General features: G+C 67.5%; 17 protein-coding genes. 14 read left to right on the top strand and 3 right to left on the bottom strand.

Translation table 11 applies throughout. From position 1 onward, the window contains the following. The 14 genes from ACE3QW_RS18170 to ACE3QW_RS18105 form a co-directional block, all read left to right on the top strand. The coding region (locus tag ACE3QW_RS18170; protein ID WP_374253021.1) for a c-type cytochrome at positions 1-372 on the top strand (372 nt) is incomplete at its 5' end. After that, positions 369-848: a (2Fe-2S)-binding protein gene (locus tag ACE3QW_RS18165; protein ID WP_374253019.1), complete on the top strand. Its 480-nt coding sequence runs from the start codon at positions 369-371 to the stop codon at positions 846-848. The genes ACE3QW_RS18170 and ACE3QW_RS18165, both read left to right, overlap by 4 nt. Further along, positions 845-3,088: a molybdopterin cofactor-binding domain-containing protein gene (locus ACE3QW_RS18160; RefSeq protein ID WP_374253017.1), complete on the top strand. Its 2,244-nt coding sequence runs from the start codon at positions 845-847 to the stop codon at positions 3,086-3,088. Before ACE3QW_RS18165 ends, ACE3QW_RS18160 begins: the two co-directional genes overlap by 4 nt. A gap of 54 nt (positions 3,089-3,142) precedes the next feature. Then, on the top strand, positions 3,143-3,919 hold the full coding sequence (locus ACE3QW_RS18155) for an SDR family NAD(P)-dependent oxidoreductase (RefSeq protein ID WP_374253016.1): 777 nt from the start codon (positions 3,143-3,145) through the stop codon (positions 3,917-3,919). Between the two features lie 19 nt (positions 3,920-3,938). Continuing rightward, positions 3,939-5,054 carry an FAD binding domain-containing protein gene (locus ACE3QW_RS18150; protein WP_374253014.1) on the top strand — a complete coding sequence of 372 codons (1,116 nt, stop codon included), beginning with the start codon at positions 3,939-3,941 and terminating at the stop codon, positions 5,052-5,054. Between the two features lie 115 nt (positions 5,055-5,169). Then, entirely contained in the window at positions 5,170-7,206 is a 2,037-nt protein-coding gene (locus ACE3QW_RS18145) for an FUSC family protein (RefSeq protein WP_374253012.1), read from the top strand. Between the two features lie 24 nt (positions 7,207-7,230). Beyond that, positions 7,231-7,437, top strand: coding sequence for a DUF1656 domain-containing protein (locus ACE3QW_RS18140; protein WP_374253010.1), 207 nt, complete (start codon positions 7,231-7,233; stop codon positions 7,435-7,437). Beyond that, entirely contained in the window at positions 7,434-8,333 is a 900-nt protein-coding gene (locus ACE3QW_RS18135) for an efflux RND transporter periplasmic adaptor subunit (protein WP_374253008.1), read from the top strand. Before ACE3QW_RS18140 ends, ACE3QW_RS18135 begins: the two co-directional genes overlap by 4 nt. Positions 8,334-8,615: 282 nt before the next feature. Then, positions 8,616-10,913 carry an FdhF/YdeP family oxidoreductase gene (locus ACE3QW_RS18130; protein ID WP_374253006.1) on the top strand — a complete coding sequence of 766 codons (2,298 nt, stop codon included), beginning with the start codon at positions 8,616-8,618 and terminating at the stop codon, positions 10,911-10,913. Positions 10,914-10,915: 2 nt separating this feature from the next. Continuing rightward, positions 10,916-12,334: a cytochrome ubiquinol oxidase subunit I gene (locus ACE3QW_RS18125; RefSeq protein WP_374253022.1), complete on the top strand. Its 1,419-nt coding sequence runs from the start codon at positions 10,916-10,918 to the stop codon at positions 12,332-12,334. A 2-nt stretch (positions 12,335-12,336) separates the two neighbouring features. Next, positions 12,337-13,365, top strand: a complete 1,029-nt coding sequence (gene cydB, locus ACE3QW_RS18120; protein ID WP_374253004.1) for a cytochrome d ubiquinol oxidase subunit II — start codon at positions 12,337-12,339, stop codon at positions 13,363-13,365. Between the two features lie 613 nt (positions 13,366-13,978). Next, positions 13,979-19,153, top strand: a complete 5,175-nt coding sequence (locus ACE3QW_RS18115; RefSeq protein ID WP_374253003.1) for an AAA family ATPase — start codon at positions 13,979-13,981, stop codon at positions 19,151-19,153. A 523-nt stretch (positions 19,154-19,676) separates the two neighbouring features. Next, positions 19,677-21,035, top strand: a complete 1,359-nt coding sequence (locus ACE3QW_RS18110; protein WP_374253001.1) for a tyrosine-type recombinase/integrase — start codon at positions 19,677-19,679, stop codon at positions 21,033-21,035. 45 nt (positions 21,036-21,080) lie between these two features. After that, positions 21,081-21,599, top strand: a complete 519-nt coding sequence (locus tag ACE3QW_RS18105) for a hypothetical protein (protein WP_374252999.1) — start codon at positions 21,081-21,083, stop codon at positions 21,597-21,599. Between the two features lie 4 nt (positions 21,600-21,603). Here ACE3QW_RS18105 and qatD read toward each other — a convergent pair whose 3' ends face one another. Genes qatD through qatB form a run of 3 tightly spaced genes read right to left on the bottom strand, consistent with a single transcriptional unit; the run spans position 21,604 to position 24,619 of the window. After that, entirely contained in the window at positions 21,604-22,371 is a 768-nt protein-coding gene (gene qatD, locus ACE3QW_RS18100) for a Qat anti-phage system TatD family nuclease QatD (RefSeq protein ID WP_374252997.1), read from the bottom strand. Beyond that, positions 22,368-23,741, bottom strand: a complete 1,374-nt coding sequence (gene qatC, locus ACE3QW_RS18095; RefSeq protein WP_374252995.1) for a Qat anti-phage system QueC-like protein QatC — start codon at positions 23,739-23,741, stop codon at positions 22,368-22,370. The genes qatD and qatC overlap by 4 nt, the downstream gene beginning before the upstream one ends. Next, on the bottom strand, positions 23,738-24,619 hold the full coding sequence (gene qatB / locus ACE3QW_RS18090) for a Qat anti-phage system associated protein QatB (RefSeq protein WP_374252993.1): 882 nt from the start codon (positions 24,617-24,619) through the stop codon (positions 23,738-23,740). Before qatB ends, qatC begins: the two co-directional genes overlap by 4 nt. Between the last annotated feature and the right edge of the window lie 3 nt (positions 24,620-24,622).

Below are 24,622 nucleotides of genomic sequence, written 5' to 3'. Positions count from 1 at the left end.
ATGGCCCTACCCGCGGATGCCGGCGCGGGCCGTCGCGTCTTCGCCGCCGCTTGCGCCGCCTGTCACCAGGCCGGCCGGCCGCTGCCGCTCGGCGGCGTGGACATCGCCCTCTCCACGGCGCTTGCGGCCGAGACGCCGCAGAACCTGCTCAACCTCATCCTGCGCGGGGTTCCGGCGGCGGACGGCATGGCGGCGCCCGTCATGCCGCCCTTCGCCGCCATGGACGACACCGCGCTGACGGCTCTTCTCGACTACCTGCGCCGCGACATTGCCGCGCGGCCCGCCTGGCCGGACCTCGCCGCCGCCATCACCGCGGCCCGCCACACCGCAGCTCCCCAGACCAACGTGAACCCCGCGAAAGGCGCCCCATGACCACGTTCACCGTCAACGGCACGCGCCGCACCATCGCCGCCGCGCCGGACACGCCCCTGCTCTACGTGCTGCGCGGCGAACTCGAATTGAACGGCGCGAAATTCGGCTGCGGCCTCGGCCAGTGCGGCGCCTGCACGGTGCTGGTGGACGGGGAGCCCGTCTTCTCCTGCGTCACGCCGGTGATGCTGCTGGAGGGGCGCGCGGTGCGCACGCTCGAGGGGCTCGGCAGCGCCGAGGCGCCGGGGCCGGTGCAGGCCGCCTTCATCGCCGAGCAGGCGGCCCAGTGCGGCTATTGCATCGCCGGCATGATCATTCGCGCGCAGGCCCTGCTGGAGCGCGATGGCGACCCGGACGACGACGCAATCCTCGCCGCCCTGGAACCCAGCCTGTGCCGGTGCGGAACCCATGTGCGCATCGTCCGCGCCGTGAAGCGTGCCGCCCGCGCGATGGCTGGCAAAATGGAGGCCGTGCGATGACACAGGCCCTCTCCCGCCGCGCCGTGCTGCGGGGCACCGGCGCCCTCATTCTCGCCTTCGGCCTGTCGGGCCGGGCCTTCGCCCAGACCGAGACCGGCGCCAGCGCGACACCCCTGCGGGGCCTGCCCGGCAGCCTCGACGCCACGCCCCGGCTGGACGCCTGGATCCGCATCGCGCCGGACGGCAACGCCACCATCTTCACCGGCAAGGCGGAGCTGGGACAAGGCATCCGCACCGCTCTGCTGCAGGTGGCGGCGGAAGAGCTGAAGCTGCCCCTCGCGCGGCTCGACCTCATCACCGCCGACACCGGGCGGACCCCCAACGAGGGCTATACGGCCGCCAGCCACTCGGTGCAGGATTCCGGCACTGCCATCCGCAATGCGGCGGCGCAGGTGCGCGAGATCCTCATCGGCGAAGCCGCGCGCCGCGCGGGCGTCGCCCGCGCGGGTTTGACGGCGCGGGACGGCATCGTCACCGGCCCCGCCGGCCTTCGGCTCTCTTATGGCGAGCTGGTCTCCGACACCTTGCTGCACGTAGATGCCGCACCCACCTCGATCCTCACCGATCCGCGCGATTTCACGGTGATGGATCGCCCCGTGCCGCGCGTCGACATCCCGGCGAAAGTCACGGGCGGGGCGGCCTATGTGCAGGACATGCGCCTGCCCGGCATGGTCCACGGCCGCATCGTGCGCCCGCCGAGCTATGGCGCCCGGCTGGTCGCGCTCGACGCCGGGCCGGTGGAGGCCATGCCCGGCGTGCTCAAAGTGGTGCGCGACGGCGCCTTCCTGGGGGTGATCGCCGAGCAGGAATGGACGGCGATCCAGGCCATGCGCCGGCTCGCCACCCTCGCCCGGTGGGAGGAGACCGCACAGCTTCCCGACGAGGCGCGCCTGCCCGAGGCGCTGATGGCCCTGCCGACGCGGGACACCACCATTCTCGACGTGGGGCAGCCCGATGCGCCGTCCTTCACACTCGATACCCTGTTCACCCGCCCCTACCTCGCCCATGGCTCCATCGGCCCCTCCTGCGCCATCGCGCATCTGGAGGGCGATGCCATGACGGTGTGGACCCACACCCAGGGCGTCTATCCGCTGCGCGATGCCCTCGCGGGCCTCCTCGCCATGTCCCCGGAGAAGGTGCGCTGCATCCATGCGGAGGGGGCCGGCTGCTATGGCCAGAACGGCGCGGACGATGCCGGCGCAGACGCTGCGATGCTTGCCCGCGCCTTCCCCGGACGGCCGGTGCGCGTCCAGTGGATGCGCGAGCAGGAGCATGCCTGGGAGCCGTTCGGACCGGGCATGGTAGCCCGCGTGCGCGCGGCGCTGGGACCGGACGGCGCGATCACCGCATGGCAGCACGATGTGTGGAGCCAATCGCACATGATGCGCCCCGGCCCGCCTGGCACCCTCCTCGCCGCCCGCGACAAGGCCGAGCCGTTCCCCCCGGCACCGCCGGTGGACCTGCCCATGCCGGAAGGCGGCGGCGACCGAAACGCCGTGCCGCTCTACGTGCTGCCCAATGCGCGGGCGGTGAACCACTTCCTGCCGGAGATGCCGCTGCGCGGCTCCTCCATGCGCTCGCTGGGTGGCTACCTCAACGTCTTCGCCATCGAGAGCACCATGGACGAACTCGCCCGCCGGGCGGGGCAGGACCCGGTGGATTTCCGCCTGCGCCATCTTCAGGACGAGCGGGCGAAGGCGGTCATCACCACCGCCGCCGAGCGCTTCGGCTGGAAGGACCGGCCGAAGTCCCCCGCCGGGGGCGGCTACGGCTTCGCCTTCGCGCGCTACAAGAACCTCGAGGCCTATTGCGCCATCGCGCTGGAGGTCGCCATCGATGCGGACACCGGCCGGCTCCTCGTCACGCGCGTGGTGGCGGCGGTGGACACCGGGCAGGTGGTGAACCCGGACGGGGTGCGCAACCAGATCGAGGGCGGCATCGTGCAGGCGACGAGCTGGACGCTGTTCGAGGGCGTGCGCTTCGATCGTCGGCGCATCACCTCGGTGGACTGGGCGGCCTATCCCATCCTGCGCTTCTCCCGCGTGCCCCGCGCCGTGGAGGTCCACATCGTGCCTCGGCCGGGCCTGCCCTTCCTCGGCGCGGGGGAGGCGGCGCAGGGGCCCATGGGGGCGGCGCTGGGCAATGCCATCCGCGACGCCATCGGCCAGCGCCTCGCCACTCTGCCCCTCGATGCAAGCCGTATCCGCCATGCCATGATGGATCCACCGCCGCTCCGCTGAACGGAGCCAGATCCCGCGCCGGGCGCGGCATCGCCACACCCACAGGAGACAGCCATGAAGATCGATCTCTCGGGCAAGACCGCCCTCGTCACCGGGTCGAGCGAAGGCATCGGCTTCGCCATCGCCAAGGGGCTTTCGCAGGCCGGGGCAACGGTCGTCGTCAACGGGCGCGCGGAGACGAAGGTGGCCGAGGCCGTGGCGCGCATCGGTGGCACGGCGCGCGGGCAGGCCATCGACCTCGGCACCGCGGAAGGCGCCGCCGCGCTGGTGGCGGCCGAGCCGGCGTTCGATATCGTCGTGAACAATCTCGGCATCTTCCAGCCGTCCGACTTCTTCGAGACCGACGATGCGGTGTGGGACCGGCATTGGGCGATCAACGTCATGTCGGGCGTCCGCCTCGCCCGCGCCTACCTGCCGGGCATGGCGGAGCGCGGCTGGGGGCGCATGCTGTTCCTCGGCTCGGAATCCGCCTTCAACATCCCGGCGGACATGATCCACTACGGCGTCAGCAAGACGGCCGACGTCTCCCTCGCCCGCGGCCTCGCCAAGCGCATGGCGGGCACGGGCGTGACCGTGAATTCCATCCTGCCCGGCCCCACTCTGTCGGAGGGCGTCGCAGCCATGCTGAAGGACGCGGTGGCGGCCGGGAAGACGCTGGAGGAGGCCGGCGCCGACTTCGTGAAAGCCCACCGGCCAAGCTCCATCATCCAGCGGCCGGCGAGCGTGGAGGAGGTCGCCAACATGGCGGTCTACATCGCCTCGCCGCTCGCCTCCGCCACCACCGGCGCCGCCCTGCGCGTCGATGGCGGCGTCATCGATTTCATCGTCTAGCGTTCAGGAGAGACAGGCCATGCCCCCTCGCATTCTCATCGTCGGCGGCTCCATCGGCGGCCTGTTCGCTGCCGTGCTGCTGCACCGCGCCGGCTTCGACGTGCGCGTGACGGAACGATCGGTGCATGGGCTGGAGGGGCGGGGCGCCGGCCTCGTCGCCCAGCGCGAGGTGTTCGACATCCTGAGGGAAGTCGGCGTGGAGCACCTCGCCCATGTGGGGGTGACGGCCCACGAACGCATCTATCTCGACCGGGCCGGCGCCATCATCCATCGCCAGCGCACGCCCCAGACCCAACTCTCCTGGGACGTGCTGTTCCGCACCTTCCGCCATCTGCTGCCGGATGATCGTTACCACATCGACCGCCAGGCAGTTTCCGTGGCGCCGGAGCCGGGCGGCGCCCGCGTGACCTATTCCGATGGCACCGAGGAGCGGGCGGATCTCATCATCGGCGCCGACGGGGTGGGCTCGACGCTGCGCAGCGCGGTTGCGGGCCCGGAGTCCCGGCCCACTTATGTGGGCTACGCCACCTGGCGCGGCCTCGTTCCCGAGGCCGAGGTACCGGCGGCGGCCGCCGGACAGCTTTTCGACCGCTTCGCCTTCTACGAGATGCCGGGCTCGCACATCCTGGGCTATCTCGTGCCCGGCCCGGACGGCTCCACCGTCGCCGGCCACCGCCGCTACAACTGGGTCTGGTACCGGCGTTATACGCCGGACGAACTCGACAGCGTTCTCACCGACATCGACGGCGTGCGCCGCCCCTTCTCCCTCGCGCCAGGTCGGGTTCGGCCGGACATCGCAGCCACGATGAAATCCGATGCCGCGCGCCTGCTGCCCCCGGCCTTCGCCGCCGTGGTGGAGGCCGAGCCGCGCCCCTTTCTCCATGCCATCTTCGACTACGCGCCGCCGCAGATGGTTTCCGGCCGCGTCGCGCTCATGGGCGATGCGGCCTTCGTCGCCCGCCCCCACACCGCCATGGGCGTGGCGAAGGCGGCGGGCGATGCCTTCGCGCTCCGCGATGCGCTCACCCACACCCCGGATATTGACACCGCCCTCTCGGCCTATGCCGCCGAACGTGCTCCGGTGGGGGCGGCGATCGTCGCCTACGGCCAGCGCCTCAGCGGCTCGCTCGGCTAACCCGATAGTGTAATCAAACCAAGGTAGGCCCCCACTACCTTGCGTATAATTGGCCGTCGCCCGGCAGGACCTATGCTCAACAGAGCCTCGATGGGTTCAGCAAGGCACGGCATCAATGAGCTCCACAGTAAAAGGCACTCTCGACAGCCCCCCGGAGACAAATTCCGGAGCCCTGCGCGCGCGTCTTCGCTCGTGGGGCCCGCGCGCCCTGTTCGGCGTCCGGCTTGCGGCGTCGGTTTGTCTGGCGCTCTACATCACCTATGCGCTCGAACTCCAGAACTCTTTCTGGGCGGCGACGACAGCGGCCATCGTGTGCCAGCCGAACCTCGGCACATCCCTGCAGAAGGGACGCTGGCGGATCATCGGAACGGTGGCGGGCGCGCTGGCCATGGTGACGGTGCTCGGGCTCTTCGCCCAGAGCCGATACACCCTCGCCTTCTGCCTCGCCGCGTGGTGCGGCCTGTGCGGGGTCGCCGTCGTGGTGCTTCGCAACTTCGCGTCCTACGCCGCGGCCCTGGCCGGCTTCACCGCTGCCGTGATCTTCGCCGACACCATCGCCGATCCGACGTCGGCCTTCTTTTTCTCCATCGTCCGTGTCAGCGAAATCGGCATCGGCATCGGATCGACGCTCTTCGTCATCCTCCTCACCGACTTCGGCGCCGCGCGCAGGGCCTTCGCCAGCCTTCTGGAAGATATGGCCCGCCAGTTGGTCCGCGGCTTCCGTTCGACCTTCGCCACGCCCCAAGACGCGCGCGAGACACGCGTGAGCCCCAGGGAAGTCCTGCGGCAGCTGAGCCTGTTTCCGGCCGCAGCCGATGCGGCCATGGCAGATTCCCCGTATCTGCGCTCACGCAGCGGTCATCTGCGTGAGGCCGGCGCGCGCCTCATGGACGCGGTGCTCGGCTGGCAGAGGATTGCATTGGAGCAGGAGGTTTCCGGCCAACCGAGCGACGACGTTCGTGCGTGCCTGGACACCCTTCTCTCCCGCCTCGATCCGGCCGATCTCGGGCGAGACCCGGAGCGGCTCCGCAACGCCTGCGCGGAGGCTTTGCGAGCCCTTGAGGCGCTTCCGCACGATGACGCCAGCGCCTCAGTTCTGGCCGATGCGACCCGCGACCTCGTCCTTTGCCTCCAAGCAACAGCAGGAAGCATCGCCTTGCTTATGGGTGCGAGGGCAGAACGCCGGACCGCACCGTGGACCATCGTCATCGGCGATCCGCTTCCGCCCCTGCTCAGCGGCTTCCGTGTCTTCTCGGCGGTCGCCGCGGCGGCAGCCTTCACCATCGCCACCGAATGGCCGAACGGTCCCCTCGCCATTGCCTTCGTCGCGATCGCCGTCCTGATCTTCGCTCCGGCGGGCGATCAGGCCCGCGTGCTCGTCACGGACTACACCATCGGCTCCATCCTCGTGGTGGCGGTCGGCTGCGGGCTCTATTTCGGCGTCATGCCGTCCATCTCCACCTTCCCGCAGCTCGCCGTGATGCTGGCGCTCTTCCTGGTGCCGGTCGGCTGGATGCAGGCGGGCAGCTGGCACACGCCGCTGTTCCTGGCGATGTCCGTCAATCTCCTGCCTCTGATCGGGGTCGGGAACCCGATTTCCTATGATGCGTCCACCTTTTTCAACATCGCGCTGACGATCATCCTGGGCAACATCATCGGAACGCTGTTCTTCATCATCATTCCGGGTCTGTCGCCCGAGGTGCGCGCGCGTCGCCTTCTCGCCCTCTCGGTCCGCGACCTGCGACGGCTCGCGGGCCGGCCACAGACCCGGGACGCGGCGCGCTGGACGGCGGTGATGACGCGCCGTGTCGAGGATCTGCCGCCCCAGGCGACGGACGAACAGGCGAACTCCCTCCTGACGCTCTTCGTCCTCGGGCGGGCCCTGATCCTCCTGCGCGAAACGCCGGCGGACGAAGTCGAGCGCCGGCTCATCTCGGACGCCAGTGCCGCGCTTGCGGAGGGGCGGGCGGCGCAGGCGCGCATCGCCTTCAGCGACATGGAGCGCGTGCTGGCGGAGCGGGCGGCCTCCCAACCCTCCGAGGCCCCGGCGGTCATGTCGTCGCTCGCACAGATCAAGATCATCACGGACGCAATCGATGCCTGTTCGGGCCTCCTCGAAGGAGCGGACGGTCAAAGCGCCAACCTCAGCTAGATCAGAAAAGACGAGATCCATCCCATGTTCTCGGAACTCAATCTCCTCGGCGTTCTATTCTCGCCATTTGCAGCCATGATGCTGGCGGCGTGGCTGATGACCGTCCCGCTCATCATGCTCGGCAACCGCACCGGCCTGTCGCGAACGGTGTGGCACCCGGCCCTGTTCAATCTCGCGATCTACGTGATCGTACTGTCCCTCACCGTGCTGAGCATAGGAGCAGGTTCATGACCGCCATCGACATCCCTGCCGAAAAAGGAGCCTCCGTTTCGCGTCGCGTGATGGGCGTCCTCCTGACACTCGCCGTGGTCGGCATCGCCGGCATCCTCGGATGGCGGATATGGGAGACCTACATGACCACGCCTTGGACCCGCGACGGCACCGTGCGGGCCTATGTGGTCACCGTGGCGCCGCAGATCTCGGGGCGCATCGTCGAGCTGCCGGTGAAGGCCGACCAGTTCGTCCACAAGGGCGACCTCCTGATGGTGATCGAGCCCTCCGACTACCAGAACGCGCTCGCCAATGCCGAGGCCGCCGTGGCCCGCGCGAAGGCCGACCTCGAGAACAAGAAGGCGGAGGCGGAACGGCGGACGAAACTGAGCGCCATCGCCGCGTCGGAAGAGGAAAAGCAGAGCTTCGCAGCCTCGGCGGACATGGCGGTGGCCGCCTATCAGCAGGCCCTCGCCGATCGCGACCAGGCGAAGCTCAACCTCAGCCGCACGCGCATCGTCTCTCCGGTGAACGGCTATGTCACGAACCTGCTCACCCAGGTGGGCGACTATGGCACCAGCGGCCAGCGCGCGCTCTCCGTGGTGGACAGCGACAGTTTCTGGGTGGACGGCTATTTCGAGGAGACCGTCCTGTCCGGCATCCACGTGGGCGACAAGGCGAAGGTCGCGCTGATGGCCTATCCCACGCCCCTTGCCGGCCACGTCACCGGCATCGGCCGGGGCATCGCCATCCCCAATGTGGCGCCGGATGTCTCCGGCCTCGCCTCGGTGAACCCGGTCTTCACCTGGGTGCGCCTCGCCCAGCGCGTGCCGGTGCGCATCGCCCTCGATCCCGTGCCACCCTCGGTCATCCTCTCCGCCGGCCTCACCGCGACGGTCTCGATCTCCGGAAAGTAGCGACCGACCCGAGCCGACCGACGGCCCGCCCCGAAACGGGCGGGCCGTATGCGTTCGCGCCGCCTCATCCCTGCCTCGTCCCCTGCCCCGTCATCCTGCGCAAAGACTGTCCCGCGCCATACAAAGGTATGCGCCGGGCATATGTGAAGCCCATTTATTCGGGCTGATCCTGCGGCAATCATATCCTCGTCTTCCGGTTACTTTCACGTCCGGCGACCTGTGCAGTCGAGACGAGCCCCCTCGCTTGACGGCCTCACCCCCTCATTGCTGCGGGAGCCGCCCATGGGCATCGCGAAATCCATTCGTCCCTATCATGAGCCCGCCGGCGGCTGGGGCGCCCTGAAGGCCATGGGCAGCGCGCTGGTGGAGCAGCACGTCGCCGTGTCCGGCATGGCCACACTGTCGCGGATGAACCAGCCCGGCGGCTTCGACTGTCCCGGCTGCGGATGGGGCGACCCGAAGCACACCTCGCCCTTCGAATATTGCGAGAACGGCGGCAAGGCGGTGGCTTGGGAGGCGACGGCGAAGCGCTGCACGCCCGAATTCTTCGCCGCCCACACCGTGACGGAGCTCGCCGCCCTCGGCGATTACGAGCTGGAGATGGAAGGCCGCCTCACCCACCCCATGCGCTATGACGCCGGGAGCGACCGCTACCTGCCGGTGCGCTGGGAAGAGGCGTTCGCCCTCGTGGGGCAGCATCTCAATGCTCTGCCCGACCCCAACATGGTGGATTTCTACACCTCGGGCCGCGCCTCCAACGAAGCGGCCTTTCTCTACCAGCTCTTCGCCCGCGAATACGGTACCAACAACTTTCCCGACTGCTCCAACATGTGCCACGAGGCCACCAGCGTCGGGCTTCCCCAGTCCATCGGCGTCGGCAAGGGCACGGTGCTGCTGGAGGATTTCGCGCGGGCCGACTGCATCTTCATCTTCGGGCAGAACCCCGGCACCAACTCGCCGCGCATGATGACCGAGCTTCGCAACGCCTCGCGGCGCGGCGCCACCATCATGTCGTTCAACCCGTTCCGCGAGCGGGCGCTGGAGCGCTTCCAGGCGCCGCAGAACCCGGTGGAGATGGCGACGCTCACCTCCACGCCCATCTCCTCGCGCATCTTCCAGGTGCGCGTCGGCGGCGACGTGGCCCTCCTCAAGGGCATGATGAAGCATCTCGTCGCGGCGGATGAAGCGGCCCGCGGGCAGGAACTGGCGCCGGTGCTCGACTGGGACTTCATCCGCGGCCACACCGCCGGCATCGATGCCCTCATCGCCGACCTCGCCGTGACCTCCTGGGAGGACATCGAGCGCAAGAGCGGCATCGCCCGTGCCGACATCGAGACGGCGGCCGAGGCCTACATGCGGGCGGAGCGGGCGATCCTGGTCTACGGCATGGGCATCACCCAGCATCGCCACGGCACGCAGAATGTGCAGCAGATCGCCAACCTCGCGCTGCTCAAGGGGAATGTGGGGCGCGAGGGCGCCGGCATCTGCCCGGTGCGCGGCCATTCCAACGTGCAGGGCGACCGCACGGTGGGCATCACCGAGGTGCCGTCCGCTGCGCTGCTTGATGCCATACAGGCGCGCTTCGGCTTCACCCCGCCGCGGGCGTTCGGCCACAACGTGGTCACCGCGCTGGAGGCCATGCTGCGCGGCGAGACCAAGGTGTTCATCGGCCTCGGCGGCAATTTCGCCGCCGCCATCCCGGACTGGCAGCTGACCCAGGCGGCCATGCGCCGGCTGGACCTTACCGTCCACATCGCCACCAAGCTCAACCGCAGCCACCTGGTCCACGGACGGGACGCGCTGATCCTGCCCTGCCTCGGCCGGACCGAGATCGACATGCAGGCAAGCGGGCCGCAGTCGGTGACGGTGGAGGATTCCATGTCCATGGTCCACGCCTCCACCGGCCACAATCTGCCGGCCTCCGCGCATCTGAAGAGCGAGCCGGCGATCATCGCCGGCATGGCGCGGGCGACGCTCGGCAGCCGCTCCAGGGTGAACTGGGAGGCGCTGACGGCGGACTATGCGCTGATCCGCGAGGACATCGAGGCGGTGTTCCCGATCTTCCAGGGCTACAACGCACGGATCAAGCAGCCGGGCGGCTTCCACCTCACCTCCACCGCCCGCGAGCGGATCTGGGCGACGGCCTCGGGCAAGGCGAACTTCATCGTCTGCGAAGGCCTGTGCGAGGACCCCGGCGTCAACGGCCACCCGCTCTGGCTCACCACCGTGCGCAGCCACGACCAGTACAACACCACGCTCTATTCGCTCTCCGACCGCTACCGCGGCGTCCATGGCGCGCGCGATGTGATCTTCCTCGGCGAGAAGGAGATGGAAAAGCGCGGGCTGAAGCCGGACGACCGCGTGGACATCGTGACCGTCTCCACCGACGGCATCGAACGCGCGGTGCGCGGCTTCCGCGTCGTCCTCCATCCGTTCCCGGAGGCGAGCTGCGCCGCCTACTACCCCGAGACCAACCCCCTCGTGCCGCTCTACGCGCACGACCCCCAAAGCTTCACCCCGGCCTCGAAGGGCGTCCCGGTGCGCCTCGTGAAATCCGCCCCCGCCATCGGAGCGAAATGACCATGGACGCCCTCGCGCTCTCGCGCCTGCAATTCGCCTTCACGGTCGGCTTTCACATCCTGTGGCCGACGCTCACCATCGGCACCGCCTGGTTCGTCACCCTGCTCAGCTTCCTGTGGTGGCGGACGGGCAAGACGGTCTATCGCGACCTCATGCGCTTCTGGATGCGCCTGTTCGCGCTGGTCTTCGGCATGGGCGTGGTGACCGGCATCGTGCTGAGCTACCAGATCGGCACCAACTGGGCCGGCTTCTCGCGCTCCGTCGCCAACGTGCTCGGCCCGCTCCTCGCCTATGAGACCATGACCGCCTTTTTCCTGGAGGCCGGCTTCATCGGCATCATGCTGTTCGGCGAGTCCCGCGTGTCGAAGGGGACGCACTTCTTCGCCTGCCTCATGGTGGCGGGTGGCGCGCTCATCAGCACCACCTGGATCATCGCCGCCAACAGCTGGATGCAGACCCCGGCCGGGGCCGTCGCGGATGCCGGGGGCATTTTCCATGTGATGGACTGGTGGCAGGTGATCTTCACCGCCTCCTTCCCCTATCGCCTCGCCCACATGGTGTGCGCCAGCTTCCTCACCTGCGCCTTCATGATCGCCGGCGTCTCCGCCTTCCACCTGTGGCGCGGCCAGCATGTGGCCGCCTCCCGCACCGCCTTCTCCATGGCGCTGTGGCTGGCGCTGGTGCTCGCCCCGCTCCAGATCTTCATCGGCGACCTGCACGGCCGCAACACGCTCGTCGAACAGCCGACCAAGCTCGCCGCCATGGAGGGCCTGTGGGACACCACCCGCGGCCCGGCCATGACGGTGATCGCCTGGCCCGACATGGCGGCGCAGAAGAACCTCTATGCGGTGGAAATCCCCCACCTCGCCAGCCTCTATCTCACCCACAGCTGGGACGGGGAGGTTCAGGGCCTGAAGGCGGTGCCGCCCGCCGACCAGCCCAACGTGCCCATCGTGTTCTTCGCCTTCCGCATCATGGCCGGCATCGGCATGCTGCTGCTGATGACGGCGCTGACGGGGCTGGTGCTGCGGATGCGCGGACGGCTCTACGACACCCGCTGGTTCCAGTATCTCGCCATGGCGACCACCCCCCTCGGCCTCGTCGCCGTGCTGGCCGGCTGGACGGTGACGGAGGCGGGCCGGCAGCCCTGGATCATCTACGGCGTGCTGCGCACCGCCGATGCCGTCGCCCCGGTGGCCGCCGGGGCGGTGACCACCAGCCTCCTCATCTTCTTCGCCGTCTACAACCTGCTCCTCCTTGCCTTCCTCTGGTTCGCCGGACGGGTGGCGTTCAAGGGCCCGACCGACACATCGCCCGAGGTGGCCGAGCGACCCGGCATGGAGCGCACCAGCGTCGGCCTCTTCACCAACTCCCCCACCCTTCCGTCGCCCGTCCCCGGCGCCGGACAAGCGAAGGCCTGACCATGACCGAGCTGATGCAGGCGGACCATGTGCCGCTCCTCTTTGCCGCCGCCGCTCTTTTCTGCGTCACGGTCTACGTGCTCGCCGACGGACTGGACCTCGGCGTCGGCATCCTCTTCCTCGCCGCCCCGCGCGATCAGGACCGCGATGTGATGATGGCCTCCATCGAACCCGTCTGGGACGGCAACGAGACGTGGCTGGTGATGGGCGGCACGCTCCTCTTCGCCGCCTTTCCCGCCGGCTACTACGTCCTGCTGCCGGCCTTCTATCTGCCCATCATGTTCATGCTGTTCGCCCTGATCTTCCGGGGCGTCGCCTTCGGCTTCCGCCTGCAAGCGACGCGGTTCCGGCCGGTGTGGGATGCCGCCTTCTTCGCCGGCTCCCTCCTCGCCACCTTCTGCCAGGGGCTTATCCTCGGCGGGCTGATCGACGGGGTGCCGGTGGAGAACGGCATGTTCGCCGGCGGTGCCTTCAGCTTCCTCAGCGTGCTCGGCATCCTGTGCGGCATCGGCCTCGTGGGCGGATACGCGCTCATCGGCGCCGGATGGCTGATCTGGAAGGCGGAGGGTCCGACGCAGGTGTTCGGCCGGGAGATCGCCCGCGCGGCGCTGATCCTGACCAGCGCGATGATGCTGCTGGTGAGCCTGTGGAGCGCCTGGAGCGTGCCCGAGGTCGCGGCGCGCTGGTTCGCTCTGCCGAACCTGTTCTGGCTCGCGCCCGTGCCGCTCCTCACCGTGGCGGTGATCGCGGGGATTTGGTGGGCCATCTGGAATGGCCGGGAGGCGCAGACGTTCGTCCTGTCTCTCGTGCTGTTCGCCCTCGGCCTGTTCGGCCTCGTGGTGAGCCTGTGGCCCTATGTGGTGCCCCGTCAGGTCACGGTGTGGGACGGGCTTTCGGATCCCCGATCCCTCGCCTTCCTCGGGGTGGGCGTCATGGTCATCATCCCGGTGGTGCTGGCCTATCAGGCCCACGCCTACTGGATCTTCCGGGGGAAGGTGCAGCACGAAGGGGGGCACGGCGGCTACGGCTGACAACCGCCGCCCGGTTCGCGATCGCTCGCCCCGAAGCCACATGGCGCGGGGCGAGCGATCGCGTGAATGCTGGCTGTTCCTGTCCCGGGCCCGCCCGTGATCTCATGCCCCCAGCGCCCGAAGCAGAAGCACCGCCGCCGTCATCGTCTCCCATGACGCAATCGTTCAAAGCGACCGGCATATTCGACAAGAGACCGATCCCGAACACCGGCAACATGGCGACGATTTTCCAGGACGCATCAGATGCGAGGATCGATGACCATGAGCCAGGCGCCTGCGCGTCGCCTCGGCGGCAATTTGAGGCTGGGGTGGTGGCGGCACACGCGCTCGCTTTCGACCGGACCGCAGGCGCGGCGCGCCCGAGCAATGCCCGACATGTGATCGTCGCCCCCTCCCCGTCGCGTCGGTGCCGACCATAGCCACCTTGACGCGGGCGCCCGTTCGAGAATATTTAATCGAACGATAAATAGCCGGTTTTCGGGTCTCTCCGGCGCATCGACCGCCAGCCGCAAGCGCCAACGGCGCGCTGGACGCACTTGCAATAACGCACTACAAATAAGAAATAACATCTATTTTTCGTACATTTATGCAATGAACGGATGAAAGATCGCCAGTGGACAGCGTGCGAGACATCGACGGCAACAGCGCCCCGCTCCGCAGCGGGATGGACGCCGCATCCTTCGACCGCCTCGCGCTGACGTCGGAGGGCGCCGTTGACGGCATCGAATCCTGTCTCGCCGAGGACGAGCTGACCGGTGAACGCTGGCGGGTGAAATCCGCTTTGCGGGGCAGTCCGGCCGCGGCCCTGCTCGATCGGGAGGCGGCCCTGGTGCAGGATCTCCCTTCCGACCTCATCGATCCGCCCCAGCGGCTGGAGCATCACAGCCGGGTGCTCCTCCTCTACCCGGATCGCCCGATGGCGAGCCTCGACGACCTCACCCCCGGCACGCTCGCCCCGGAGGCGCTGCTCGATCTCGGCACGGCCATCGCCGCCGCGCTCTCGCGGCTGCACGCGCTCGGCACCATCCATGGCAGCCTCAAGCCGCCGAGCGTGCTTCTGGAGGAGCGGGGACGGGTCCGCTTCCGCCATCTCGTCGGCCCCATAGGCACCGACGCCCCGCAAGTGGCCGGCTTCACGACGGCCGACGCCATCGCCTACGCCGCGCCGGAACAGGCGCGGCTCCACCGCCCGGCCAGTGACGCACGCAGCGATCTCTATTCGCTGGGCGTGCTGCTCTATGCGCTGCTCGTCGGCCGGCTGCCGCTCCAGGCCACCAGCATGGCGGAGTGGCTGCACGCCCATGTGGCGGTCGAACCGGTACGGCCCAGCGCCGTGCGCGGCGGCGTTCCGCCCATGCTCGATGCCATTCTCATGAAGCTCATCGACAAGGATCCGGAGCAGCGCTACCAGAGCGCCGAAGCGCTCCAGATCGACCTGCGCATCGCCCGCGCCGCGCTGGCGGCCGGCGACGGCGCGGCGACTTTCGCCCTCGGCCGCGGCGAATTCGCGCGCAAGGGGCTCGAGGCGCGCGGGCTGTTCGGCCGGGCGCTGGAGCTGTCGCAGCTCGTGGAGGCCTTCGGGCGTGTGTCCCGTACGGGCCGGAGCGAGCTGATCCTGCTGCGTGGCGAGGCGGGGGCGGGCAAATCCGCCCTCGTCGAGCAATTGTCGAAAGCCTGGCTGCCGGCAGAAGCCCAGTTCGCGGCCGGCAAGAGCGTCCTGCTGCAGGAGGGCATGCCCTACGCCCCGTTCGCCCAGGCGCTGCGCACCCTGGTCATGCGGGCGCTGGGCGAGAGCGCGGACGTGCTGGACGGCATCCGGGAGCGCCTTGCCGCCCAGCTGTCGGGCTACAGCAGCCTGCTGATCGACCTCGTACCCGAGGCCGAATTCATTCTCTCGGACGGCGGCGCCCTGCCCGAGGTCGCCGCGAGCATGGCGCAGGCGCGCGTGGTGCGGATCGTGCTCCAGACCCTCAAGGCCTTCGCAACGCCATCCCGGCCACTCGTCCTGTTCCTCGACGACCTGCAATGGATGGATGCGGCGAGCCTCGGCGCCCTTCAGGCCCTGTGGCGCGAAGCGCCGCCGCATACGCTGCTGGTCGGCAGCTATCGCGAGGAAGAGGTCGCCCGGCATCCGGAGCTGGCCAGCCTGCTGGCGGAGGCGCGCACCGGCCCGCTACCGACAACGGAGATCCGCGTCGGCCCGCTGTCGGGCGCGGAGACCCTCGAATTCGTGGCGAGCGCGCTGAACGGCGCACCGGCCGAACTCGGCGAGCTCGCGGACAGCATCCATCGCAAGACGGGGGGCAATGCCTTCTTCGTCCGGCAGCTCCTGCAGAAGCTTTTCGATGACCGGGTGATCGCCTTCGATCCCGAGGCGCAGCGCTGGCGCTGGGATGCGCTGCGCTTCGGCGCGTACAATTCGGTGTCGGACTTCATGCTGCAGCGGCTCGACGCCTTGCCGCCGAGCCAGCGGGGTGTCCTGCAGCGGCTCGCGAGCGTCGGCGGGCGGGTTTCAGGCGAGACCTTTGCGCACCTCGTCGGCCAGTCCGAGGCCGAGGCAGGGCATGTGGCGGTCGAGCTCGTGGAAGCCGGCCTGCTCCTGCGGCGGGATGCGGACTACGTCGTCGCCCATGACCGCGTGCTCGAAGCCGCCTACGCCTCCATTCCCGAGCCGGACCGCCCCGCCGAGCATCTGGCCATCGCCCGGCGCATGATCGCCATCGCGCGCGATGGAGACGCTGACTGGGCCTTCGCCATGGCCGCGCAGATCGAGCGCGCAGATCGCACCACGCTGGACGAGGCGGAGCGCCTGAGCTTCGTGAGGGCCTTGCGGACCGCGGCCCGCCACGCCCGCAATTCCGGCGCCGTTCAACAGGCGGCCGGCCATATCGAGATGGCCCGCAGCCTGATGCCCGACGTCTGGCAGGTGAGCCATCGCGCCTTGTTCGCGGAGGTGAAATGGCTCCATTGCGAAATCCTCATCGCCCTCGGACGGATCGATGAGGCCCTGCCGGCCATCGAACGTTCGCTCACCATCGCCGCCACTCCGGTAGAGCAGGCCGACCTCTACCGTCTGAAGGCCATCGCACGGACCATCCGGTCGGACTACGAAGGGGCGATCGACGAGGCCCTGGCAGGGCTCGCCCTCCTCGGTGTCGAACTCGAGCGGTTCGTGACGGACGAACAGCTCGCGCAGGCCTATCAGGCATGCAGCGCCCGCCTCAATGCCCTCGACGTCTCCCACCTGCGCGACCTGCCGGAAATCACCGACCCCGCAATGCGGTCGGCGCTCTCCCTGCTCTCTGCCCTGAGCGCGGCCTTCTTCGTGCGCGGCGGCCTGCGCGTGCTTCATCTGATCAAGATCGTCGAACTCACCCTCGATCACGGCATGACGCCGGAGGCTGCCTACGGGTTTGCGTGGTTCGGCGTGTTCTGCGCGGATCTCTACGGCGCCTACGAGGATGGCGAGACCTACGCCATGATGGCGCAGGATATCGTCCAGCGGGACGGCTACGAGGCGCAGCAGACGGCGGTTCTGCTGGCCCTCGACCAGGTGGGCGCGTGGACGCGGCCACTGCGCTTCGCCCTCGACCGTGCACGCGAGGCGGCGCAGATCGGCCTGACGGCCGGCGATCTCGGCTGGGCCTGCTATGCCCGCAACCACATCGCGTCCAACATGCTCATGCTGGGCGCGCCCCTCTCTGCGGTGCGGGACGACATCGAGGAAGGATTGGCGTGGACGCGCCAGTTCAAGTATCGCGACATCGAGCTCATCCTGGCGGCACAGTCCCGCTTCGTGGATACGCTTGCATCCGGCGACTATGACGGCGCGCAGGGCGTTCCGGAAGCGGAAATCACCTCGCTGGCGACCCTCTTCTGGGTCCGCCATTACGCAGGCGTCACCGCCTTCCTGTTCGGTGATTTCGAGCGCGCCGTCCTCCAGCTGGAACAGGCGGCGGCGCTGAGCTGGGCGGCGCCGGCGCACATCGACACCGCCTCATGCGCGCTCTTCCTTGCCCTCGCATTGGCTCGCACCAGCGCAGGCGCGCCCGCCCGGAAGGTGACGCTGGGAAGGATCGACGAGCTGCGGCGGCGCTTTGCCGATCGCGCCCGGTTCAATCCATCCACCTTCGAGTGCAAGCATTTGCTTCTGGAGGCCGAGGCGGCGCGGCTGTCCGGCATCCCTGCGGACGCGCAGCGCCTGTGCGAGCAGGCGGCGGACGCGGCGGCGGCCAGCGGGTTCGTCCATGAGCAGGCGCTGGCCTACGAGCTGGCAGCCTATTGCTGTCGTGAGGCCGGGCTGGGCATTCCCACCTCCGGATACGTCCAGGCGGCGATCAGCCACTACCGTCACTGGGGCGCGCAGGGGAAGGCGGACCAGTTGCTGCGCAGCTTCCCCCTCCTGCTCGACGGCGGCGCCGGCGCGCGCCAGTACCAGGCCGGCGACGGGGCGACAGACGTGGCGGGCGTCCCGGCGGGACAGGGCGGCCTCAACCTGGAGGTGATGACCAAGGCCGCGCAGACGCTGGCCGAGACAGTCGGGCTCGATCAGGTCATCCGCACCTTGATGCGGGAGATGATTGTCCATGCCGGTGCCCAATACGGCCTTCTGATCCTCATGCGCGACGGCGATCCGGTGATCGAGGCCTCGGCGCGCGTCGAAAACCAGCAGGTGGAAGTGGACGTCCACTCCGCCGTTCCCACCGCACGGGATCTGCCGCTGGCCATGCTCAACACGGTCATGCGCACGCGCAGGACGGCGGTCTTCGCCGATGCCGCCAGCGAGGAACCGGGCCTGCGCGCCGCCGGCCACGGGGGGACACCCGCGCGCTCCCTCCTCTTCATGCCGCTGATCAAGCGCGGCAGTCTCGTCGGCGTTCTCTACCTCGAGAACAACCTCGCGGCGGACGTCTTCACGCCAAACCGCACGGCGCTGCTGGAACTGCTGGCGACGCAGGCGGCCATCTCGCTCGATGCCGCCCGCCTCTACAACGATCTCGTGGACGAGAACACGCGGCGGGCGAGCGCAGAGTTCGATCTCAGGGAGACGCGCGCGGAACTCGGTCGCGCCTCCCGCATGATGGCCATGGGCAATTACGCGGCCTCCATCGCGCACGAGATCAACCAGCCCCTGACCAGCATCGTCGCGAGCGCCGATGCTGCCATGCGCTGGCTGCGGCGCGCCGAGCCGGACGTGGGCGAGGCATTGCAAGGCGTCGAGCAGATCCGGGCTTCGGGCATGCGTGCGGCGGGCATCGTCAAGTCCCTGCGCGCGCTGGCCAAGCGCACCGCCCCGGTGCTGGAGCCGATCCGCCTCGAAGATCTCACCGAGGACGTGATGCGGCTGGTGGTCAAGGATCTCCAGTCGAACGGGGTCGAGCTGGTCGACCTGCTGGCGGTGGACCGACGCCATGTGGAGGCCGATCCCGTCCAGTTGCAGCAGGTCGTCTTCAACCTCATCACCAACGCCATTCACGCCATGGAAGCGGTCGATCCCGGCCGGCGGCGCCTGACCATCGAGACCTCTCGGGACGCGGGGATGGTGCGCCTGAGCATCGCCGACACCGGCTGCGGCATGAGCGAGGATGTTCTCGCCCGCATCTTCGAACCCTTCTTCACCACCAAGCACGCCGGCATGGGCATCGGGCTGTCCATCTGCCGCTCCATCATCGACGCGCACGGCGGCGTGCTCAGGGCGCGCTCGACCGTGGGAGAGGGAAGCGTCTTCTATTTCAGCCTGAAGACCCTGGATGACGTCGCCCGGACAGAACAGGATGCACAAGCCTGAGTGAAGTCACCAATCACGCACTGTCGAGCACTTGGATCTTGGGTCGCATGCCGCAGATCGTCACCACCCTGCTCGCCCAACAGGGCAAGCCCGGCCTTCAGTATCTCGACCGCAAGGCGCGCACCGTGCCGTGGTGACTATCGCCAAGCGCGCGTCTTTTCGACCAAACCTATTCGAACTTTTCTGCCGTCAAACGCCGTCGCCTCTACGCCTGAAGGCACTCTTGTTGGGCAGCCCGAAACGAAGGGCCACGCGTTCGGCGGTTCAAGAGTGCCGCGGAGGGCGATCTGCGGAATTTGGCGCACCCGGCACGATTCGAACGTGCGGCCTTTGCCTTCGGAGCAATTAAAGCTGCCTTATCCGAAAAACGCGATAGGGCACGCTACAGTACGATATCCTTTTGAAAAGACTGGATATTTCCTAGTTCTCCGGCGACCGTTCCTATCCAAACTCACGCTCCGATTTCCGCCCGCGTGCTTACGTGGTGCTTACGCGAGAAGCCGGAGCTCTTTGGAGCAAGGGTATGCCAAAGATCACCAAACGGCTCGTCGACGCCTCCGAGATTCGGGATAAGGACTACGTCATCTGGGACGACGAGCTGCCCGGTTTCGGCCTGCGCGTATTCGCCTCCGGCAAGCGTAGCTACGTCATTCAGTATCGCGCCCTCGGTCGCTCCCGCCGGTTCACGATCGGACTCCATGGCGTCTGGACACCCGAGACCGCGCGCCAGGAAGCGAAGATCCAATTCGGTCGTGTGGCGCAGGGCGACAACCCCGCCGAGGAGCGGCAGCTTGATCATAAGGCGATCACCATAAAGGAGCTTTGCACGCTCTACCTCAACGATTTGAACGCCGGCTTGATCCTCGGCAAAGGCGGACGGCCGAAGAAGGCGACGACCATCGGGACCGATACCGGGCGCATCAATCGGCACATCATCCCCCTGATCGGCACACGACGGGTCAAGGATCTCGCCCGGGCCGACATCAACAAGGTCCTCAAGGACATCATGGCCGGGAAGACGCGGGCTGAGGTCAAGACGAAGAAGCTTCGCGGAAAGGCCATCGTGCGTGGCGGCGCCGGCACGGCGACGCGCACCGTTGGGCTGTTGGGCGGCATCCTCACCTACGCCGTCGATGCCGGGATCATCGAAATCAATCCGGCGCACGGCATCAAGAAGCCCAAGGACAATGTCAGGAATCGCCGGCTTACAGAGCCGGAGTACCGCACTCTCGGGCAGATGCTGCGCGAGGCCGAGGCGAATGAGAAATACGCCACGACCGTCGACATTATTCGGCAGATCGCGCTGACCGGTTGCCGCCGTTCGGAAATGATCTCGCTGATGTGGATCGAGGCCGACACCGACGCGAGCTGCATGCGCCTGGTGGACAGCAAGGAAGGCGAGTCTATTCGTCCGATCGGGCTGCCCGTCGTCGAATACCTGGAGGAGCGCCGCAAGTCCGCTGCGGGCACCTATGTCTTCCCAGGTCAGGGTGAGGACAATGCGTTCGGCAGCTTCCCGAATCATTGGGAGCAGATCTTCGAAGACAGCCCGCTCGCCGGTGTCACCCCGCACGTCCTGCGCCACAGCTTTGCCAGCATCGCCAACGATCTCGGCTTTACCGAGGTGACGATCGCCGCACTGGTTGGCCACTCCAAGGGCTCCGTGACGAGCAAATATATTCACACGCTCGACACCGCCCTGATCATGGCCGCCGACACCATCTCCGGCTATATTCAAGGGCTGCTCGACGGGATCGAGTTCAAGCAGACGGCCTACGCATTGGACCGCGATTCCCGGAGAGCGGCGCTCGATCGTTTCCTGACCCAAGCAGTCGGGCAGCAGTCGAACGAAGTGCAAAAGGAGACCCGCCTGGCCGCATGAGGTCATGACGAGCCGGTCGTGTATCGAACGAATCGGATCACTCGTATGGCCTTCAAGACGGTCGAGAGCATTCTTCAGCCTGACCCGCGCTTCGCCGATCTCTGTGTCGTCAAGAATGGCATAGCCCGCCGAATGACGCTCGCGGATCATCATGGGGCGCTGGCAGACGTCGGCCTCACGGGCGCCGCACCAGCCGACGTAGTGGCGGCTTTTGATCGCGCCCGAAACACCATCATCTACGCCTTCTTCGACTACGATCTCTTCGTGGTCGGTGAGGTGCAGGCATTCGGCGCGTTCGAGCTGGCGCTGAAGCATCAGCTCAATGGCCACGGCGGGGCGGCTCGCGGTACGCTGCGCAATCTCGTCGATAGGGCGAGGAAATCCGGCGTTCTTCCGTCTCTCCCATCCGGAGCCAATGCGCTTTCTGACCCGATCGAAGCCCTCATCGCTCTTCGAAATGGGCTATCCCATGGCACCTCGGACATTCACTCACCCGGGATGGCCCTTGATATGGTGGAGGCGTGTGCATTTTGGATCGATCACATCTATCCGCCGTCGCCGTAGCGGCTCACACACTCACCAGCCGTCGTAAATTCCGGAGGATCGTGTCTTCCATCGTTTCAGGCGACTGAGTGCGCGCAGTCGCCAGTTCCGCGACGGTGGTTGCGACGTCACGCGGTCTAAGCGGGTGCCCTTCGCGCTCTACAAACGGTCCGTCCGTTTCCGTTAACAGCCGATCAAGCGGAAGGCTGCCGACCAACTGCCGGTGCTTGGGAGATCGCAGCATCTCGCCGTTGATCGAGAAGTAGCAACCGAGAGCCGCCGCCCGGCGTGCTTCTGCCAACGTACCCGTGAACCAGTGCAGAACGACACGACCACGATCCTGCGGCAGCGCAGCTTCTATATGATTGAGCACTTTGCTCACCGCGCGGACGCTATGGATGGTAAGTATCTTTCCGCCCTGTTCGGCACAGGCGCGCAGAATGCGTTCAAACACCCGCTCTTGCGCCGGGAAGCTGCGATAGAAGCGAGGCCCAGCATCCAAGCCTATTTCCCCGACATACCGCGCATCCGGCAGATAGCGCTCGAAAATCGGCAGCTCATTCTCGCGCTCGGCGATAAGCTGCGGATGAAGCCCCAGAGCGATGCGAACATGGGCAGAGCGTGACGCCAATTCCCGGTTTCGTGGCCAGGCCTTCGGCGTGGTTGTGACGGCGAGCGTTGCCACACGCTCCCGATCGCATTCCGCTATGAGGGCGGCATGATCCTTGTAGAGATCAACATGACAGTGGAAATCGACCCATCGCGGCGTCGATTGGTTGGGCGTCTTCGTCATAGCGGACGGGCTCGAACGCCTTGCAGGAGCCGACCGACTTCCTGCAGGCCAGCAACATAGACCGCCTCATAGTCGGAGAGCCTGCTCGGATGATCAATCAACGGCCCCGGTCGATGAATATCGAAGCGCGCTCGACCGGGCTTTCGCGCCAGCCGCGATAACGCGAGCTGGAAAGAACGCACGTGCTCGCCCTCAGCCTTATTTGTGTCGAGTACCTGGGCTTTAAGATCGACAATACGGTATGGCGTGTCATCTACGCCCCAGCCTTCTAGGATTGCAGCGCGCCGGATGAGGCAGGGCACACAACGTCCACAATGTTTAGGCGTCCGCTGGCTGGGATCTGGATCGTAGCGGCGGCTCCCCGGCGACGAGCACGACATCGTATGCTTTGCCTCTTTGCGGAGGAACGGGATGTCGGCGCATCCCTTTGCCATCTGGCCCTTCGTCATGAAGGCATAGGGGTTCTCCAATCGGACGCTGAGGCCGAGGCCTTTCAGCAGATCCCCAAACCGCGCCATGTAGAACGGATGAGTCGTGCGTGTGCTGAGCGCGCCCAGCCGGAGCGGATCTAGCGGCACGTTGAGCGAGATCAAGCCATTCTCCGGCACATGCACAACCATGTTGCCGCCGATCGCGTCGGCCGCCATGACCGCCAGTGCGAAGAAGAGGAATGAGCGCCCCCTCAGCGTATCCTCGACGGTGGAATGCTCCACCGTATCGGTCGGGAATCCGACTCTCGCCCTGATGTGATGAAGCGTCGTTCCACCGAAGCGTCGCTGCAGAACTTCGCTGCAATAGGCTTGGTGTGTGCTGGTGATGCCGTCCCAATAGTGGCTCACCAACATCGGCGCCTCGCCACCGGCCAGCAGATCAATCGCGCCAATGAAACTGTCCAGTCCGCCGGAGAACAGGCATACCGCTGTCGGCGTCGCCGTGCGCAACTTGGTCGGCCTCGGTGCCAGATCGCGCGTGCCGGCCGCACGTGGCCGGAAATAGACGCCCCAGCGGTCGCCGGTCAGGAAGTTCAACGTCGTCACGATCAACGGCGCTAACCCATGCCAGCGGGCGGCGTCATGTACCGGCAGGTGGAGGTCGATCTCCCGTGTCCAGGCGTCTTGCGCATCGGCGGCGCGCGAAATGCGCGTGTCAGCAGCGGTGATTGCGGCGGCTAGCAGCGCCAGATCGACCGACGTTTCTGAGGGACGGAGCCCTAGCGCACAGAGCTGATCCAGCGCCTGGCCTAGTCCGTAGCCTAGCCGGAATTCGCCATCGACGAAATTGATCTCCGTCTCGTGCGTGTCCACGCGGCTGGGGGAAACCTTGATGCTGTCGCCGGGACCGAGCCGGCCAACGATCGTATGGTGCCTCATGCAGCAGCCTCCCCGGCGACGGCGATCAGCTCGAACGCTGTCTCGTAGATCTGGTTGACCACGGTCGCGATATCGCGGTCCGACAATCGCTCCACGCCGTCGAGCCTTCCGGAAAGTTGGCCCTGCGTTGCGCCCTCGACAAAGTCGTGGAGCTGCGCCTGGGCGCTTTCCACTGCGGCAATGTCGTCGGGCAAGGTGATGCCTCGGCCTCCAAGGTCAGCCATCACTCGTCCTTCGATTGAGCGAGAGATGAAGTCGAGGAAGACATCCTGAAGCTGCTGCGGCGTAAGAGTGTCGAAGCTGCCGACGCCCGCTTCCGCCAGGTCGCCGATCGTTTCGAGCATCGCCTGCCGGGCAATGGCGTCGTCGACGGCGCCGCCTGGCGGACAGATGAACTCCAATATGGCAACGAAGACGTCGGCGGCCGGCCGTGCCGCCAACCCCGCCAGGTTGAGCTGGCGGAGCGTTTCGGTTGGCCCGAGGCGTTGGAAGTCACGAACAACACCCAGCAACCCGCTGGCCGCCGCGCGGGATGAGCCCATGCGGCGTGCGGCCCGCCTAGCCCCGCCAGTGCCGCTATGCACATAGCCCGACAGCGCGCTGCCCAACGCACTGCGGCTGCCGGTTCTCGCGAAGCGCGTGAAATTGCCCCGCGCGCCGCCCAGACTGCCGGTGCCCTGCGTATCAGGGCGTGGTGGGGTGCGTGGAGCCGGAGGAGCAGCCGGCTGCGGCGATGAAGGTCCAGTCGGAGCACCTGGTGTTCCCGGTGCCGCTGGCGCCGTCACGGGAGGTCGAGGTTGCGTGGGCGGCGTCGGGTCGTCCACGAAGGATGGAACAAGGCCACTCGACGGGCCACCGTAGCCTTTTGACGTACCCATCCG

The organism is Xanthobacter sp. (assembly GCF_041911315.1).
Taxonomy (GTDB): Bacteria; Pseudomonadota; Alphaproteobacteria; order Rhizobiales; family Xanthobacteraceae; genus Xanthobacter; species Xanthobacter aminoxidans.
The sequence above is the reverse complement of the archived record's forward strand: the minus strand, read 5'-3'. Positions and strand labels throughout refer to the sequence as shown.

Coding starts and splice junctions, on each gene's coding strand:
- ACE3QW_RS18165 (WP_374253019.1), top strand. CDS start 369: ATGACCACGTTCACCGTCAACGGCACGCGCCGCACCATCGCCGCCGCG.
- qatC (WP_374252995.1), bottom strand. CDS start 23,741: ATGAGGCACCATACGATCGTTGGCCGGCTCGGTCCCGGCGACAGCATC.
- ACE3QW_RS18125 (WP_374253022.1), top strand. CDS start 10,916: ATGGACGCCCTCGCGCTCTCGCGCCTGCAATTCGCCTTCACGGTCGGC.
- cydB (WP_374253004.1), top strand. CDS start 12,337: ATGACCGAGCTGATGCAGGCGGACCATGTGCCGCTCCTCTTTGCCGCC.
- ACE3QW_RS18160 (WP_374253017.1), top strand. CDS start 845: ATGACACAGGCCCTCTCCCGCCGCGCCGTGCTGCGGGGCACCGGCGCC.
- ACE3QW_RS18150 (WP_374253014.1), top strand. CDS start 3,939: ATGCCCCCTCGCATTCTCATCGTCGGCGGCTCCATCGGCGGCCTGTTC.
- ACE3QW_RS18110 (WP_374253001.1), top strand. CDS start 19,677: ATGCCAAAGATCACCAAACGGCTCGTCGACGCCTCCGAGATTCGGGAT.
- ACE3QW_RS18105 (WP_374252999.1), top strand. CDS start 21,081: ATGGCCTTCAAGACGGTCGAGAGCATTCTTCAGCCTGACCCGCGCTTC.
- ACE3QW_RS18135 (WP_374253008.1), top strand. CDS start 7,434: ATGACCGCCATCGACATCCCTGCCGAAAAAGGAGCCTCCGTTTCGCGT.
- ACE3QW_RS18155 (WP_374253016.1), top strand. CDS start 3,143: ATGAAGATCGATCTCTCGGGCAAGACCGCCCTCGTCACCGGGTCGAGC.
- ACE3QW_RS18145 (WP_374253012.1), top strand. CDS start 5,170: ATGAGCTCCACAGTAAAAGGCACTCTCGACAGCCCCCCGGAGACAAAT.
- ACE3QW_RS18130 (WP_374253006.1), top strand. CDS start 8,616: ATGGGCATCGCGAAATCCATTCGTCCCTATCATGAGCCCGCCGGCGGC.
- qatB (WP_374252993.1), bottom strand. CDS start 24,619: ATGGGTACGTCAAAAGGCTACGGTGGCCCGTCGAGTGGCCTTGTTCCA.
- ACE3QW_RS18140 (WP_374253010.1), top strand. CDS start 7,231: ATGTTCTCGGAACTCAATCTCCTCGGCGTTCTATTCTCGCCATTTGCA.
- qatD (WP_374252997.1), bottom strand. CDS start 22,371: ATGACGAAGACGCCCAACCAATCGACGCCGCGATGGGTCGATTTCCAC.